13 protein-coding genes are annotated in these 14,639 nt (G+C 66.9%); 6 read left to right on the top strand and 7 right to left on the bottom strand.

The genetic code is table 11. The features are described 5' to 3' along the window. Positions 1-190 precede the first annotated feature (190 nt). Together QFZ88_RS19830 and QFZ88_RS19825 are read right to left on the bottom strand one after the other, a co-directional pair. Positions 191-1,348 (bottom strand): M20 aminoacylase family protein, encoded by a 1,158-nt coding sequence (locus tag QFZ88_RS19830; protein ID WP_024926414.1) that lies wholly within the window; start codon positions 1,346-1,348, stop codon positions 191-193. Beyond that, positions 1,345-2,556, bottom strand: coding sequence for a diaminopropionate ammonia-lyase (locus QFZ88_RS19825; RefSeq protein WP_024926415.1), 1,212 nt, complete (start codon positions 2,554-2,556; stop codon positions 1,345-1,347). Before QFZ88_RS19825 ends, QFZ88_RS19830 begins: the two co-directional genes overlap by 4 nt. Before the next feature lie 99 nt (positions 2,557-2,655). Here QFZ88_RS19825 and QFZ88_RS19820 point away from each other — a divergent pair, with 99 nt between their 5' ends. From QFZ88_RS19820 to QFZ88_RS19805, 4 genes are all read left to right on the top strand, one after another. Next, positions 2,656-3,153, top strand: coding sequence for an Lrp/AsnC family transcriptional regulator (locus tag QFZ88_RS19820; RefSeq protein WP_024926416.1), 498 nt, complete (start codon positions 2,656-2,658; stop codon positions 3,151-3,153). Between the two features lie 245 nt (positions 3,154-3,398). Further along, entirely contained in the window at positions 3,399-4,334 is a 936-nt protein-coding gene (gene exbB / locus QFZ88_RS19815; protein ID WP_024926417.1) for a tonB-system energizer ExbB, read from the top strand. A 10-nt stretch (positions 4,335-4,344) separates the two neighbouring features. Further along, entirely contained in the window at positions 4,345-4,803 is a 459-nt protein-coding gene (exbD, locus tag QFZ88_RS19810; RefSeq protein ID WP_024926418.1) for a TonB system transport protein ExbD, read from the top strand. Continuing rightward, positions 4,800-5,741 (top strand): TonB family protein, encoded by a 942-nt coding sequence (locus QFZ88_RS19805; RefSeq protein ID WP_024926419.1) that lies wholly within the window; start codon positions 4,800-4,802, stop codon positions 5,739-5,741. Before exbD ends, QFZ88_RS19805 begins: the two co-directional genes overlap by 4 nt. Before the next feature lie 9 nt (positions 5,742-5,750). On the opposite strand, the gene QFZ88_RS19800 is transcribed toward QFZ88_RS19805, so the two are convergent. From QFZ88_RS19800 to QFZ88_RS19790, 3 genes are all read right to left on the bottom strand, one after another. Beyond that, positions 5,751-6,938, bottom strand: a complete 1,188-nt coding sequence (locus QFZ88_RS19800) for a Gfo/Idh/MocA family protein (RefSeq protein ID WP_024926420.1) — start codon at positions 6,936-6,938, stop codon at positions 5,751-5,753. 37 nt (positions 6,939-6,975) lie between these two features. Continuing rightward, positions 6,976-8,031, bottom strand: coding sequence for a sugar phosphate isomerase/epimerase family protein (locus tag QFZ88_RS19795; RefSeq protein ID WP_024926421.1), 1,056 nt, complete (start codon positions 8,029-8,031; stop codon positions 6,976-6,978). Positions 8,032-8,178: 147 nt separating this feature from the next. Beyond that, positions 8,179-9,399, bottom strand: a complete 1,221-nt coding sequence (locus QFZ88_RS19790; protein WP_024926422.1) for an MFS transporter — start codon at positions 9,397-9,399, stop codon at positions 8,179-8,181. 74 nt (positions 9,400-9,473) lie between these two features. Between QFZ88_RS19790 and QFZ88_RS19785 the strand changes: the two genes are divergently transcribed. Then, positions 9,474-10,442: an AraC family transcriptional regulator gene (locus QFZ88_RS19785; protein WP_036254693.1), complete on the top strand. Its 969-nt coding sequence runs from the start codon at positions 9,474-9,476 to the stop codon at positions 10,440-10,442. A 33-nt stretch (positions 10,443-10,475) separates the two neighbouring features. Here the strand turns inward: QFZ88_RS19785 and QFZ88_RS19780 are convergent, their stop codons facing one another. Then, positions 10,476-11,468: a sugar-binding transcriptional regulator gene (locus tag QFZ88_RS19780; protein ID WP_051504904.1), complete on the bottom strand. Its 993-nt coding sequence runs from the start codon at positions 11,466-11,468 to the stop codon at positions 10,476-10,478. Between the two features lie 188 nt (positions 11,469-11,656). Here QFZ88_RS19780 and QFZ88_RS19775 point away from each other — a divergent pair, with 188 nt between their 5' ends. Beyond that, a complete protein-coding gene (locus QFZ88_RS19775) occupies positions 11,657-12,454 on the top strand; it encodes a hypothetical protein (protein WP_024926424.1) in 798 nt (265 codons plus the stop codon). Positions 12,455-12,621: 167 nt separating this feature from the next. Here the strand turns inward: QFZ88_RS19775 and ptsP are convergent, their stop codons facing one another. Continuing rightward, positions 12,622-14,601 (bottom strand): phosphoenolpyruvate--protein phosphotransferase, encoded by a 1,980-nt coding sequence (ptsP, locus tag QFZ88_RS19770; protein WP_024926425.1) that lies wholly within the window; start codon positions 14,599-14,601, stop codon positions 12,622-12,624. Between the last annotated feature and the right edge of the window lie 38 nt (positions 14,602-14,639).

Genomic DNA, 14,639 nt, shown 5'->3' with positions numbered 1-14,639 from the left:
GAATTGAAAGGTCCGGTGGACCTTTCAAAGGGTTCGAACGCCCGAGGCTATGCCGAGGGCTTGGACAAAGCTGCGCCCCTGCCCCTCTCAGGGCTCGGGGCGTTCGAAACTCGAAAAGCCAAGCAATTGGCTTTTCGTCCGCTACGCGGACCGTTTCTCACCCCACAAGGGGAGAAGGGAACGAGCCTCGCTACCTTTCCGCCAAACGCCGCCTGACGATAGCGACGTGGAAGCCGGCGCCGTGAAGCAAACCGGCGTCGTTGAAATCATAGGTCGGGTTGTGCAGCGGCGCGGATTTTTCGCCATTGCCGAGGAATACAAAACAGCCCGGAACATGATCGAGAAAACGCGCGAAATCCTCGGAGCCGGTCATCGGCTCGTTCGCGGTGGCGATCGCGTCCGGCCGGTAGATGGTCGCGGCGGCTGCGAACGCCTCCTCGACCAGCGCCGCGTCGTTGACCAGCGGCACGAATTCGCGCGTGTAGGTGACCTCGGCGCCGACATTGTAGGCCTGTGCGGTGCCTTCGGCGATGACGCGCATCTGGCGCTCGATCTCGGCCGAGACTTCCGGGCGGAAGCTGCGGGCATCGCCCAGGATGCGGGCGATGCCCGGCAACGCGTTGCGGGTGCCGTCGGTGATCAGTTCCGTTACCGAAACGACGCCGATGTCGGTTGGGCTCAGGCGACGGGCGACAATGGTCTGCAGGTTCATGACCAGCGCGCAGGCGGCGACCAACACCTCATTGCCCCAGTGCGGCCGGGCGGCATGGCCGCCGACGCCCTTCAGCACGATCTCGAAATTATCCTCGGCCGACATGAAGGCGCCGGCGCGGGTTTCGAAATGGCCGACGGGCAGGCCGGGCATATTGTGCAGCCCGTAGATCTCGTCGAACGGAAAGCGCTGCATCAGGCCATCGTCGAGCATGGCGAGCGCGCCCCTGCCCCATTCCTCGGCCGGCTGGAAGACGAAACGCACGGTGCCGTCGAAACCACCCTCTTCAGCCAACCGCCTAGCGGCGCCGAGCAGCATGGCGGTGTGGCCGTCATGGCCGCAGGCATGCATGGTGCCGGCGATCCGGGAGCGGTAGTCGGCCGTGCCCTGCTCGGCGATGCGCAAGGCATCCATGTCGGCGCGCAGGGCGATGGCACGGTTGCTGGTGCCGCGCTTTAACGTGCCGACGACGCCGGTGCCGCCGACGCCCTCGGTGACATCGTCGAGCCCGAATTCGCGCAGCCTGGCGGCGACGAAGGCGGCGGTGCGCTTCTCCTCGAAGCCAAATTCGGGATGGGCGTGCAGGTCGCGCCGCCACGCCGTCATGTCGCGTTCCAGGGCGGTCAGGTCGGTCATGCGGGCGTAACCTCCATGGTGCGGCGGGCGACCTCGGCCGGGCTGATACCCACCAGCTTTTCGTAGAGGCCGGGATCGGTGGCGCCCTCGGTGTTGATCAGGAGGATGCGGGAGGATGCGCCCAGCCCGAGCGCACGCTTGTGGGCCGGGTCGGCGAGCGCGCGGACCAGGCCGGCGAGGCCGACGCAGCCGCTTTCGCCGGAGACGATCGCCGGATCGGCGCCCAACGGCCCCGCCAGCCGGTTCATGGCGGCGACGGCATCTTCTTCCTCGACCGCCATGAAGGCATCGGCGGCGCGCGCCAGCACCCGCCAGGCGATCATGGACGGCTCGTAGCATTCGAGCATCGCCATCACGGTCGGCTCGTCATGCGCCACCTTGGCCAGGCGGCCTGCGCGCGCCGTGGCCAGAAGACAGGCGGCGCGGGATGGCTCGACGACGATGAAGGTGGGACGGTCGACGCCCAGAGTGAGTGCGAAATGTGCGGCAAGTGCCGCGGCGATACCGCCGACGCCGGCCTGCACGAAGACATGGGTGGGCGGCCGGTCGAGCTGGCGCAAGGCCTCGTGCGCGATCGCCGTGTAGCCCTGCATGACGAGGCCGGGAATACGCTCGTAGGTCGGCCACGACGTGTCCGAAACGATCGTCCAGCCCTCGCGTTCGGCAACGCGCGCGGCTTCCGCGACGGACTCGTCATAGCTGCCTTCGAAACGGACCATTTCGGCACCGAAACGAGCTATGGCGGCGACACGTTCGTCGCTGACGCCGCCATGGACGAAGATGACGGATTTTGCGCCGACCAGCTGGGCGCCCTGCGCGACAGAGCGGCCATGGTTGCCGTCGGTGGCGCAGGCGAAGGTCATCCTGGAAGCAACAGCACGCACGCTCGGGCGGGAAAGATCGGCGAAGCCGACCTCGCAATCGAGGTGCCGCGCGGCTTCTTCCAGCACAAGCCGCATCACCGCATAGGAGCCGCCGAGCGCCTTGAAGGAGCCGAGGCCGAGGCGCTGGCCCTCGTCCTTGACGTGGATGGTGCCGACGCCCAGCGCCTTCGCCAGCGACGGCAGCGCCGGCATCGGCGTCGCGGCGGCATTGTCGCGAAAGGCCAGGAAACGCTCGACCTGTGCGACGCCGGCGGGGCCGAGGCAATCGGCATCGGCCGGCATTAGCGGTGCATTGTGGTCGGGATGGGTGTTCAGCAGAAACATGGCACCTCCGGCAGGTTGGCTGAAACCGTATTGCATCAACGGCGCAAATTGCGCTGTATTCCGGCGGTTAGCGCGCAAGTTTTTTTCGTGAGGCGAGACATGGCCAAGCCTTTACCCCAGATCGATCTCGACAGTTTCGACCTGGCGATCCTCGCCATATTGCAGAAGGACAATGCCACGCCGCAGCGGTTGATCGGCGAAGCGGTCAACCTTTCGGCGCCCGCCGTGCAGCGCCGTATCAAGCGGCTGGAGGAAACCGGCGTGATCCAGGCCAATGTCGCCATCGTCGACCCCACCAAGGTCGGCCAGGCCATCACCATCTTCGTGGAGGTGGAAGTGGTCAGCGAGACGGCGGCGCTGCTCGACGCTGCGAAGCGGGAGTTCTCCGCTGCACCCGAGGTGCAGCAGTGCTACTACGTGACCGGCGAGGCGGATTTCATCCTCGTCATAACCGTGGCCACCATGGCCGATTACGAGGCGCTGACGCGGCGCCTGTTCTTCGCCAACAACAACGTCAAGAAATTCCGCACTTTCGTGGCCATGGACAGGGTCAAGGTGGGGCTTGGCGTGCCGCTGACGACGGCGGTGCCGGCTTAAACAATTTCCCCCGGCCGCGCGGTTCACCCATTTCGCCGGGAAAAGGCGCGAAATGTGAAGCCGCTATTTCTTGATAATCGCAGTCAACAATGATAGGCCGCTCTCGCTCGTATGAGCCGGGATGTCGAACGGACGGCCTTTGGCCGCCAGCTCTCCCGGTTCCACAATCGGGAGACGAGACCTTGCGAGATGCCATGCGCCCCAATGCTGCGAGCCGGACCGGCCGGAAGCCCCCCTTCGGCCGGATGGCCCGTATCGTTGCCCTGGCCGGTTTCGTGGCGGTGATCGTCGGCCCGGCGCTAGCGCAGCAGGCGGCGCCCGCGACCGCTCCCGTCAAAAATACCGCTCCGGCCATGGCTCCCGTCCAGGCCACTGCACCCGTGGCAAAAACCGTCGCCCCCGCGCCGGTCGCCAAGGCGACGCTGCCGCACAATCTGTCGCCCTGGGGCATGTTCATGGCGGCCGACTGGGTGGTGAAGGCGGTGATGATCGGCCTCGCCTTCGCCTCGCTGGTGACGTGGACGGTGTGGCTGGCCAAATCGCTGGAGGTCGCCGGCGCCAAGGCGCGGCTCGGCAAAGCCTTGCGCGTAATAACGGGCGCGCGCCGACTGGAAGACGCCGCGCAAGTGCTCGGCAAGAATGCCGGCATCGGCGGCGTGCTGGTGCGGGCCGCCGTCGAAGAACTGGAACTGTCGCGGCAGGATGACGGGAACGGCGATGTCGCCGACATCAAGGCCGGCATCAAGGAACGCGTCGAATCCCGGCTGATGCGCATCCAGGCGCAGGCCGGCAGGCGGCTCAGCCGCGGCACCGGCGTGCTCGCAACGATCGGTTCCACCGCGCCCTTCGTCGGCCTGTTCGGCACGGTGTGGGGCATCATGAACGCCTTCATCGGCATTTCGGAAGCGCAGACCACCAACCTAGCCGTCGTCGCACCCGGCATCGCCGAAGCGCTGCTTGCAACGGCGGTGGGCCTGGTGGCGGCGATCCCGGCCGTGGTTATCTACAATGTCTTCGCGCGCTCGATCACCGGCTATCGCCAGGGGCTGGCGGATGCGGCGGCCGGCGTGCAGCAGCTGGTGAGCCGCGATCTCGACCGCACCGCGCCGCATGCGCTTATCGAGCGCCTGCCCGTCTCCAAATCGGCCAACGGGCACCACGCCCCGGCAACCGCGGCCTAGGACCGACAGGATGGCCGGCGGCATCAAACAATCGTTCGACGACGACGATCTCCAGGAGAACCACGAGATCAACGTGACGCCGTTCATCGACGTCATGCTGGTGCTGCTCATCATCTTCATGGTGGCGGCGCCGCTGGCGACGGTGGACATCAATGTCGACCTGCCGGCCTCGACGGCGACGCCGGCGCCACGGCCGGAGGAACCGCTCTATGTCACGCTGAAGGACGATCTCAGCCTGGCGATCGGCCAGGAGGCGGTGGCGCGGTCGGCTTTCCAACAGCAGCTGGATGTCATCGCCAAGGGCGACAAGCAGCGGCGCATCTTCCTGCGCGCCGACCGAGGCGTCGTCTATGGCGAGTTGATGGAAGTGATGAACCTGATGCGCGGCGCCGGTTATCTGAAGGTGGCACTGGTCGGGCTGGAGACGGTGCCGGCAGGCGCACCCGCTTTGCCGGGCGCAGCCCAATGACGGCCCTGGCCCTGCCTGGCGGCGTGCTTGGCGGCATCAGCCGCCGCGAGCTGACGCTGTGGTCGGGCGCCGCGCTCGTCGTGGTATCGCTGCACGCTGCCGGCGGCTGGTATCTGGGCCGGCAGGCACCCATCGAGCTTTCGGCGCCGCCGGCGGAGAACGCCATCATGATCGACCTGCCGCCGATGGCCGTGGCGCCGGAGGCCGTGCCGCTCGACGCCGCCGATCTCGTCGATTCCACCGCTTCGGAGACGCCTGAACAGGTCACGGAACAGATAAAGCCCATCGAGCCGGAGGCGGCCGAACCGACCAAAGAGACCGTCGAGGCGACGCCGGAACCGATGGAACGGGTGGCCGAAAACCAGGCGGCGCAGGAGGTCGTGCCGGACCTGGTCGAGCAGCCCTTGCCCGAGGTGGCGATGGCCATTCCGGAACCGCGCCCGGTGGCGGAAAAGCCGAAACCGGTGGCCAAGCCGGTAGAGAAGAAAAAGCCGGTCGAAAAGAAACCCGAACCGGTGAAACAGGCCAAGGCCGAGACGCCGCAGAAGGTTGAAAAGCCGCAAAAGAAGGTGGCGGCCAACAGTGCCGCCGCGCAGAAATCCGCCCAGAACGGCGCCACAGAGCGCAAGGGAGCGGCGCAAAACGGCGGCGGCGCGATATCGCCGAGACAATGGAATGCGCAGGTGGTCGCCCATATCCGGCGCTATCTGAGGATGCCGTCCGGCATCAGGCGCGGCGGCGTCGCCTATGTGCGCTTCGCCGTCAATTCCAGCGGAACGGTGATATCGGCCTCGCTTGCCAGAGGCTCCGGCGACGCGGCGGTCGACGAGGCGGCGGTGGCGCTGGTGCGCCGCGCCTCACCCGTTCCCGCGCCGCCGGCTTCGATCGCCAGCGCGGCCATCAATCTGGACATACCGATCGAGATGCGCCGGCGTTAGGGGCAGCGCCTATAGCTTCGTCCAGGCGCCGTTCTTCTTGGCCGAGCGCACGCAGGCTTCGATGAAAGCCAAGCCCTCGACGCCGTCCTGCACGGTCGGGAACACCACGTCCTTGCCCGGCTTGCCACCCTTCCTGCGGGCGGCGCGGATGGCCCTGGCGGCTTCCTGATAGATGTTGGCAAAGCCTTCGAGATAGCCTTCGGGATGGCCGGACGGCACGCGGGTGACACGGCCGGCAGCCGGCAGCGAACCGACCCCGCCACGCGTCAGCAATTGCTTGGGCTGGCCGAAAGGCGTGTACCAGAGATAGTTCGGATCGGCCTGCACCCATTCGAGACCGCCCTTCGAGCCGTAGACCCTGAGCCGCAGCCCGTTCTCATGGCCCGGCGCCACCTGGCTTGCCCAGATCATGCCCTTGGCGGGGTGTTCCTTGCCCTTCGCCTTGAAACGCAACAGCACATGGGCGTTGTCGTCGAGCAGGCGGCCGGGCACGAAGGCATCGATGTCGGCGGACAGCGTGTCCAGCTCCAGGCCGGAGACGAAACGGGCGAGGTTATAGGCATGGGTGCCGATGTCGCCCAATGCGCCGCCGGCGCCGGACTGCTTCGGGTCAGCGCGCCACGACGCCTGTTTCTGGCCGGTGGCGGCAAGGTCCTCGGTCAGCCAGTCCTGCGGGTATTCGGCCTGGACGAGGCGGATGTCGCCGAGCTGGCCCCTGGCCACCATCTCGCGCGCCTGCCGCACCATCGGATAGCCGGTGTAGTTGTGGGTGAGCACGAAGACCTTGCCGGTCTTCTCGACCAGCGCCTCCAGCTTCCTGGCCTCGGCCAGGGTTGCCGTCAAAGGCTTGTCGCAGATGACGTGGATGCCGGTTTCCAGGAAGGCCTTGGCGGCCGGGAAGTGCACATTGTTGGGCGTGACGATGGCAACGGCCTCGATCCCGTCCGCACGCTTCGCCTCGGCCTTGGCCATTTCGAGATAGGAACCATAGCTGCGCTCTGGATCGAGGCCGAGTTCGGCGGCGGAGACGCGGGCACGCTCGGGGCTGGACGACAGCGCGCCGGCGACGAGCTGGAAATCGCCATCCATGCGGGCGGCGATGCGGTGCACCGCGCCGATGAAGGCGCCCTGCCCGCCGCCGACCATGCCGTAGCGGATGGGGCCGGCCCCCGATTCAATCTTCGTGCCGCTGACCATTTTTGTCCTCCCTGATCGTTGCGCGCCGCCTCTAGGCTCAGAAACCCATCATCTTGCGCAATTGCGCCTTGTCGGTGCCGCCGCCGGCGAAATCGTCGAAAGCCTTTTCGGTGACGCGGATGATGTGATGCTGGATGAAGGGAGCGCCTTCGGCGGCGCCATCCTCGGGATGTTTCAGGCAGCACTCCCATTCCAGCACCGGCCAGCTGTCGTAGCCATATTGCGCCAGCCTGGAGAAGATGCCGCCGAAGTCGACCTGGCCGTCGCCCAGCGAACGGAAGCGCCCGGCCCGGTTCAGCCAGCCCTGATAGCCGGAATAGACGCCCTGGCGGCCGGTAGGGTTGAACTCGGCGTCCTTGACGTGGAAGGCCTTGATGCGCTCGTGATAGATGTCGATGAAGGCGAGATAGTCGAGCTGCTGCAACAGGAAATGCGAGGGATCGTAATTGATGTTGCAGCGCTTGTGGCCGCCGACCGCTTCGAGGAACAACTCGAAGGTGGCGCCGTCGAAAACATCCTCGCCGGGATGGAGCTCATAGCAGAGATCGACGCCATTCTGGTCATAGACGTCGAGGATCGGCTTCCAGCGCCGGCCAAGCTCGGCGAAGGCTTCCTCGATCAGCCCGGCCGGACGCTGCGGCCAGGGATAAAAATAGGGGAAAGCCAGAGCGCCGGTGAAGGAGACGGAGGCTTTCAGGCCAAGGCTCTTCGAGGCGGCGGCGGCAAGCCGCATCTGCTCGACCGCCCATTCCTGCCGCGCCTTCGGCTTGCCGTGCAGGGCGGCCGGAGCGAAACCGTCGAACTGGCTGTCATAGGCCGGGTGCGCGGCGACGAGCTGCCCCTGCAGATGGGTGGAGAGTTCGGTGATCTCGACGCCGGCGTCGGCGCACATGCCCTTGACCTCGTCGCAATAGGCCTTGGAGGAAGCAGCCCTGGCGAGATCGAACAGGCGCGCGTCCCAAGTCGGGATCTGGATGCCCTTGTAACCGAGGCCGGCGGCCCATTTGGCGATCGGGCCCAATGAATTGAACGGCGCGGCATCGCCCGCGAACTGGGCCAGGAAAATCGCTGGCCCCTTCATGGTCGTCGGCATTCGGCACTCTCCCTGATTCAGCGCCGCAGCATAACCTCGATTTCGGGCGGGGCCAGCCCGGGGCCAAAGGATGACGCGATTTTGCGCCGCCTGGGCAGGGCAACGCCGAAGCGGCGCGGACAGGTGCCCGCGCCGCCGATTTCAGGTTCAGGCGAAGGTGCCCTTCTTCGGCCCGAGCAGGAAGGCGGTGACCGCCGCCAACAGCGTGGCGAGACCGGCATAGCCGAAGGCACTGGCGACGCCGGCATTGTCGACGAGCAGGCCGCCGAAGATGGCGCCCATGGCAATCGCCACCTGGAAGGCGGCAACCATCAGGCCGCCGGCGCTTTCGGCATGATCGGGCGCTGCACGCACCATCCAGGTCTGCACCGCCACCGGGATCGCGCCGAAGGCGAAGCCCCAGGTGGTGACGGCGATGGCCGACATGGCCGGCGAAGCGCCATAGACGAGCAAGAGCAGCGAGGAGATGGCGATCAAGAGCGGCGCCAGGCCGGCGGCGAGCTTCAGACTGCGTTCGACCAGGAAGCCACCGGCAAGATTGCCGAAGAAGCCGCCTATGCCGAAAGCCAGCAGCACCAGCGAGACGTTTTCGACATCGAACACCGGCACCTTTTCGAGGAAGGCGCGGACATAGGTGAAGCCGGCGAAATGCCCCGACGCGATGAGCAGGATGAAGAGCAGGCCGACGCGGATGGCGGGGCGCTTGGCCACGTCCAGCAGCGTGCGCAGTCCGGCGACACCGGCCGGCGGCAGGCTGGGAATGGTGGCCACCTGAACGAGCAGCGTGACGGCGCCGACGATGGCGGCGATCAGGAAGGCGCTGCGCCAGCCCCAGATGTCGCCGACATAGGCGCCGATGGGCGCGGCGCAGACGGTGGCGACCGACACGCCGGCAAGCACGATCGACATGGCGCGCGGCAACAGGTAGGCGGGCACCAGACGCATGGTCATGGCACCCGACATCGCCCAGAAACCGCCCAGCGCGATGCCGAGCACGACGCGCGCGCCCAGAAGCATGGTGAGCGACGAGGCGAAAGCGGCGATGAGGCTTGAAACGATGAGCAGGAGCGTCAATACCCACATCAGGACCTTGCGGTCGAGCCTATGGGTCATGATCGCCATGGAGGGTGCGGCGATGGCGCCGACGATGGCGGTGGCGGTCACCGCCTGGCCGGCGGCACCCTCGCTGACGCCAAGATCATGCGCCATCGGCGTGAGCAGGCTGGCCGGCAGGAATTCGGCGGTCACCAGGCCGAAGACGCCGAGCGCCAGCGAGACGACGGCTCCCCAGGCCGGTGCGGTTCGTTCCTCGGGCAGTGCTGAAGACAGCACGGGCGCGTCCAGCGCCGCTGTCGCGGGGTCGGTCATAGTCAGTCTCCGATTTGGTTGCAGTGCAAAAAATGGAGATGACCGCCTGGAGTTTCCATGCTAGAAACCCCATTATGCTTGACCGTTCGTCCAAAACTCCCCTCGCCGCCTCTTCCCTGACCGGCGATGCGCTAACCGACATCCTGCGCGGCCTGAGGCTCGACGGCGTCCAGTACGGGCGCTGCGAGATGAAGGAGCCGTGGGGGCTGGAATTTCCGAAACAGAGCGCCGCCCGCTTCTATTTCATCGGCCAGAAGGCGTGCTGGATGCGGATGCCGTCGGGCGAATGGGTCGAGATGAAGGCCGGCGACGCGGTGCTGGTGCCGCGCGGCGCGCCGCATGCGCTGGCGAGCGCGCCCGACGTGCCGACGGCACCGCTGCAGGGCTACCAGGTCACCGAAATCTGCAAGAACGTCTATGGCATGAAGAATGAAGGCTGCACGCCGGGCACGCTGTTGTTCTGCGGCACGATGTATTTCAACCTCGACAGCCTGCACCCGTTGCTCGGCATGATGCCCGACGCCATGCGCACGCATGAACTCGAAGCCTACGAGCCCTCCATCCCGCATCTTCTGGAAGCGATGGCGCGCGAGGTGAAGATGGAACGCGTCGGCTCCGGCGGCATCGTGGCGCGGCTGGCCGATGTACTGGCGGCCTCGATCATCCGGTCATGGGTGGAACGCGGCTGCGGCGATTCCAAGGGCTGGATCGCGGCGGTGCGCGACCGCGAGATCGGCAAGGTGCTGGCGGCGATCCACCTGGAACCGAACCGCGACTGGAGCGTGGAAACGCTGGCGCGCACGATGGGCGCCTCGCGCTCCGGTTTCGCCGAACGTTTCGCGACGATCGTCGGCGAGACGCCGGCCAAATATGTGACGCAGGTTCGCATGCACCAGGCCAGGCAATGGCTGGTGCACGACCGCCTCAAGATCGCCGTGGTGGCGAACCGACTGGGTTATGAATCGGAAGCCGCCTTCAGCCGCGCCTTCAAGCGGGTGATCGGCGCGCCGCCCAGCCATTACCGCGGCGACGAGGCAGCCTGAACCGGACTGAGCGAGGTCCAAACGCTGCTCGGATCAGCGTGTGCCGGCCACCTTCATCTCCAGCATGCGGCGCGCGCTTTCCTCGTCGGTGATCAGCACCGTCGGCTGGACGAGATGCATGGCGCCGAGCAGCGCCTCGATCTTCTCCTGCCCGCCGGAGGTGAGGATGCGCAGCGGCGCCCGGCGCAAGCGGTCGACCTCGACCGACATCACCCGGTCGTTGACGGGATCGTCGACGAGGTCGCCATTGCGGTTGAAGAAGTGGAACAGAAGATCGCCGACGGCGCCCCGCGCCACCAGCGCCTCGCGGTCCGCCTCCTTGAGGAAGCCGCCGCGATAGAAGGTGGTGGCCGAGGCGATGCCGCCGATGGACAACAGCACAGCGTCCAGCGCGTCGGCCATCTCGAAGATTTCCTGCAGGCCGCAGCGCTCCACCAGCGCGACCTTGGTTTCGACGCTGTCGACCACCGCCGGCGCCGGGATCAGATAACCGTCGCCCTGGAAGACCTGGGCAAAACGCCAGGCGAACTCGGCCGGATTGTAGCGGCGGGCCACGCCGACGCCGCCAAGCAGCGAGATGACCTTGAAGTCGCTGAGCGACTTGGCGCCGATGAAGGGCAGCGTCGAAAACAGCGTGCGGCCCCAACCGACGCCGACGCGCATGCCGGAGCGCATGGCCTCCGACAGATAGGCACCCGTCTTGGCGGCGATGCCGGGGATGGGGTCTGCGTCGGGGCTGGACAACGGCGCCACCAGCGCCTGTTCGAGGCCGAAGACCTTTTCCAGCGACCGTTCCAGCCGCACGATCTCGGACAAGTCGCTCTCGATGGCGATCTTGACCTCGTTGCGGGCGCGCGCCTCGGCCAGCATGCGCACGACGGTGACACGGCCGACGCCGAGCACATCGGCGATCTCGTTCTGGGTCATCTGCTCGATGAAATACATCCAGGCGGCGCGGATGCGCAGGCGGTCGGCCTTGCTTTCGGCCGCCACTGCTCCGTTTTCGGCTGCCCCGCCAGCCGCCATTCCCGACGCTGCCTGCCGCTGCGGCTTCCTAGCCAATGCAATCCCTCCCCGAATGCGCTGCCGCCGAACCGTTCAGCGATTCGCCATACGGCCACTATCGCCTTTTGACCGGTCCTGCACGATATAAACAATTGGCTCATACGACCATGCCGCCTATACCGGCTTCAGCATAAGGGGCAGAGCACACGATGCTGCGTGAAATCTCCGAAGAGGTCCGTGTCAACCTGAAGGACCGGCTGCGCGACGTGCGCCGCGTCATCCGCAGGCACCGGCACGACAGCCCGGCCCAGCCCGGCCGGCCGGGCGAGGACAGCGCGCGCCAGCCCTTCCCCATCCGCGAGATCGAAGGGCTGCTCGGCCATGCCGCCAGCGCCTTCGACGACATGATGTCGATCGCCGAGACCTTCGTGCCGGGCGAGCGCAGCGGCCGCATGAGCGGGCTGGCGCCAAAGCCGATCGGCACCTATTTCGCGACCGGCGAGGCAGCGCTTGCCGGCGAACGTGCTTTCCGGCGCGACATGTACGCCCTGGCCAAGGCGGTGCTTGCCGAAAAGAAGGCCGACGGCGCCCGGCTGCGCGAGGCGAATTTCGCCGCCGTCCACACCGCCATGGCAAGGCAGCACGCCGAGCTTTTTTCGAGGCTCGCCCGCGAGGACGACTGGGCCGGTCGCGTGGCGCTGGTCGCCGCGTTGAGCGCGGCGCTGCTGATCGAATTCCTGAACCACGACCCGTTGCGGCAGAGCGAGGCGCCGACGGCGGCGGTCGGCCCGGGGCGCAGCTTTGTCATCTCCTGCCTGGCGCCGGTAGCGCTGGCGGTCGGGCTTTCCAGCGTCGACACCGGCGCCAAGCCCGAGCCCGACCTACTGGAGATCGCGCTGCTCGCCACCGATGCCCGGCTCGACCGCATCCTGGCGGCCTGCAACGGCAACGATCCGCTGGACGAGCTGACGACGGTGTTCGCGACGCTGCTGGCGCATCTGCCGTAGGCGCTCTCTCCCTTCTCCCCGTTCACGGGGAGAAGGTGGCCCGAAGGGCCGGATGAGGGGCGGCTCGAAGCGAGCAAAAGCTGGCTCTGCCCCTCACTGTCCTGCCGGACATCTCTCCCCGTAAACAGGGAGAGAGAAGCAGCTTCAACGCAGCGCGACGAAGGCTCTTACGCTTTGCCCAGCTCGACGATGCGCTTCTTGGCGCGCGAGATCGAGGCCGGGCTCATCGACAGTTCGGTCAGGCCCATGCGCAGGAATTCCGGGATCAGGTCCGGCCGGGCGGCGGCCTCGCCGCACATGCCGACCATGATGCCGGCCTCGACGCCGGCCTTCGCCGTCATCGCGATCGCCACCATCACCGCCGGATTGGCGACATCGTTGAGGGCGCCCACCGTCGGGTTCAGGCGGTCTGCGGCCATGACATATTGGGTAAGGTCGTTGGTGCCGATGGAGAAGAACGAGACCTCCCTGGCGAGTGCCGGCGCGATCAGCACCGCCGCCGGCGTCTCGATCATCACGCCGAGCTGGAAACGGGCGAACGGCACGCCGTCGCGCGCAAGCTCGGCCGCGCATTCATCGATCAGCGCCCGCGCCCGCCGCACCTCGGCGATATCCGACACCATCGGCAGCATCACCTTGACGTTGCCGTGCACGGCGGCGCGCAGCAGGGCTCTCAGCTGCGGCTTGAAGATATCCGGGCGGTCGAGGCACATGCGGATGCCGCGCCAGCCGAGGAAGGGGTTCTCCTCCTCGGGGAATTCGATGCCGGCGACCGGCTTGTCGCCGCCGATATCCAGCGTGCGCACGATGACGGGGTGCGGTGCGAAAGCCCGCGCCAGCGCAGCATAGGTTTCGGCCTGCATGTCCTCGGACGGCAGGTGCATATGGCGCATGAACAGGAGCTCGGTGCGGAACAGGCCGACGCCCATTGCACCCGCGGCTAGCGCGGCCTCGATCTCTTCCAGCGAGCCGATATTGGCGGCCACCTCGATGACGGTGCCGTCGGCGCGCTTCGGCGTCACGTCCTTGAACACGTCGAGCGCGTGGCGTTCCTTCGCCGCCTCCTCGATGCGGCTGAGATGCTCGGCCTTCACCGCATCGGCCGGATCGGCGACCACCGTGCCGCCATTGCCGTCGAGGGCGATTTCCTTCGCCGTCCGCAACTCCGAGACGCGGGCGCCAAGCCCGAGCACCGCCGGAATGCCGTGCGAACGAGCGATGATGGCGATGTGGGACGTGGCGCCGCCGTGGCCGCAGACGATGCCGCCGATGCGTTTCAGCGGCGCGCGCGACAGGTCCCAGGCGCCGATGTCGTCGGCGATCAGGATGGCGCCCTGCGGAATGTCCTCAAGGCTGACATCGTCCTGGCCGAGCAGGGCCAGACAAATCTGGCGGCCGACCGCCTGCACGTCGTCGGCGCGGGCGTTGAGATAAGGATCGTCGACCGAACCGAATTCGGCGGCGAGTTTGGCGGCGGTGGCAATGACGGCGGCGACGGCATCGGAGCCGCTGCGGATCATCGCCTCGGCGTCGCCAATCAAGGTGTCGTCGGCGGCAAGGTCACGCAACGCGGCGACAATGCCACGATCGCCACCGGCAAGCCCTTCGCTGGCCAATGCCTTGTCCATGCGCGCCTGCACAACTTTGACGGCATGGCCGAAACGCACGATCTCGGCTTCGGCTTCCTCAGGTGACAGTGTGCGCGCCTGCGGGCGGATTTCGGGTGGGAAATGTGCGAAGGCCTGGCCGACCGCGACGCCCTCGCTGGCGGCAACGCCGCGCAGGCCGCCAGCGGGCGCGGCCACTTGCATCGGGGTGGTGGCAACGACCGGCTTCGCGGCCTCGCCATTCATCTCCTTGTGCTCACTGGTGGCATCGTCCTCGTCAAGTCCGGCGCGCGGGTTTTCCAGATAGCCGATCAGCGCCTCGACGGCTTCGACCGCATCGGCGCCGTTGGCGCGCACGGTGACTTCCTGGTTCTCCTTGACGCCCAGAAGCATCAGCTTGACCGAGCTCTTGGCGCTGACCGCCTTGCCCGCCTTCACGATCTCGACTTCCGATTCGAAGCTCTTGGCGAGCCTGACGAAGCGGGTGGCGGGGCGGGCGTGCAAACCTTCATGCACTCTGACGATGGTCGAGCGTTCCATACGGGCAATCCTATCAGATATTCCGGACCCGGAGCGTT

It is taken from the genome of Mesorhizobium sp. YL-MeA3-2017, assembly GCF_030814575.1.
GTDB classification, from domain to species: Bacteria; Pseudomonadota; Alphaproteobacteria; order Rhizobiales; family Rhizobiaceae; genus Mesorhizobium; species Mesorhizobium terrae.
This window is presented reverse-complemented; position numbering and strand designations above follow the sequence as displayed.